General features: G+C 37.8%; 1 protein-coding gene. It reads right to left on the bottom strand.

Translation table 11 applies throughout. The features are described from left to right. Positions 1-94 precede the first annotated feature (94 nt). A complete protein-coding gene (locus IEX12_RS22975; protein WP_088050135.1) occupies positions 95-1,813 on the bottom strand; it encodes an IS1634 family transposase in 1,719 nt (572 codons plus the stop codon). Positions 1,814-1,957: the final 144 nt, after the last annotated feature.

The following is a 1,957-nucleotide window of genomic DNA, read 5'->3' as shown; positions in this document are numbered from 1 at the left end:
ATCTCGTCTTTGACAGTTTTTGAAGGGTAAAACCTCCCGAAACCTTGTTATTGAAAGGTTTTGGAAGGTTTTTTTTACTATCAAAAGTTGAGTACTATTTTGTCTTCTTCAATTGTTTTAAAATTTTTTTCATGTCCTTTATCGGAACAATTTCATAGTCTGTTCGAAACCCAAACACCTTATGCAACTTATCCGTTAATTCATCCCGCTCATAAAGTGGAACATAACCTTCACCGGAAACTTCCATTACCTCCATATTTCGTAATTTTTGAATGACTGCGGGACAAGTGAATGCCTCTTCTAATTTTTGCTCTACTATACGATAGGTTAGTAAGGCAAGAAAACAAGTAAGAAAATGGGCTTCGATCCGATCTTCTTTTCGTACATACACAGGTCTTGATTTTAGTTCACTTTTCATGATGCGGAAACTTTCTTCAATTTCCCACCGTTGTTGATTAATACGAATCAATTCCAGTGGATCAGATTCCAGATTAGTGCACACTCCATAAAACCCGTCATACTTTGCTTCTTTTTGAATCGATCCCTCATCAATTGAGAAATGGGCCTTTTTAGCGACCTCTCCGTCTCCTGTAGTATACTGGGCCTGAATAAACCGCGCAGGATCATTGGGTCTTTTCTTTTTAAGAGAAGATGGTTTTTTCACTTTTTTCAGAGCTCGTTCGATTTGTCTCTCCCGAATGGTTTGTTGATAATTTTTATATTTTGGTGAAAAAGTGACAAGAAGCCGTTGTTCTAAATTTCCTTCTTTAATCCAACGCTCTTTGAAATAAGTTGTTTGATTTTCGGAACTGTCATCAACATCAGAAAGATGAATGGCTTTATCGCCTGGCCTTACATGCCACCCAGAAGGGTCAAGTGCCCATTCTTTCAGATGTTTTTTTAATTTCTTGATGGATTGTGTAGTAATGAATCCACGCTTGCCTAACGTGTTATATATCCGATTTTTTTCAGAAGATAGGCCTGCATCCGTACAGACAACAAACTGGGATAGCTCAAAGTCTTTTAAAATTCTTTTTTCTAAAGGCTTAAGAGACCCTTGTTCGTTGTCATTTCCTCTGAAAATAGAAAAGGCAAGGGGAAGACCAGAGGCGTCCATAAATAACCCCATTTGAACTATCGGATTTGGCCGATTTTCTTTTGATATTCCGAATTGTTTATCCCCATCCTCCTGTTCGATTTCGAAATAAAAATTGGTACAGTCGTAATACAAAATTTTTTTGTGACGGTTGACCAATTTCAAGCTGTTTTTATAAACCGTTTGTTGAATAAAATCTGTTTCCTTTTTCAGCACATCTAACGCGCGATACAGTTGGTGGGGCTCGCATTGAATGCCTTCTAATAAGGATTGCGCTTGTTCAAACGAGTTCTTTTTAGACGTAGGATGCAGCACACGCATATAAATTAATTTAGACAGGATTTCATTGAGGTCATAATGAAACTGATATTTTTCCTGAATGGTCCTTGTCGTGTGCTGTAAACCCAGTTGGTAGTAAACGGATTGTAAAAACAAATAACCAACATTGAACGAGCGTCGCTGATTGTGCTCAACGATTTTTCGCGGATTATATTTTGCGATAATGACCGCGCTTTTTTGTTTCTTTTGTTCCGTTAATTTTTTTGCATAGGCCCGCGCCCATTCCTCCGGATCCACACCCGGATGTTTTTCACGGATCTCCTTTTCATTTCCAAGCGCTTCCACAACTTTTGTCGTTGATTTTCCGTTGATATCACGGACATTTTCGATGACGGAATAGGAAACGGAATTCTTGGACACACTCTTTTTAATGCGCATCACTATCCCTCCATTTCCTTTAGATACGTCTAATATAACATAGTACTAAATAGTACTCAATAATAAAATTAAAAATTTGACAAAAAAAATAAGCCCTCACAAGGCTTACAGTGTTTTTTTGGAAGTGAAACTGTCAAACTCCCG

This window comes from Lentibacillus populi, from assembly GCA_014642895.1.
GTDB classification, from domain to species: Bacteria; Bacillota; Bacilli; order Bacillales; family Amphibacillaceae; genus Lentibacillus_C; species Lentibacillus_C populi.
This window is presented reverse-complemented; position numbering and strand designations above follow the sequence as displayed.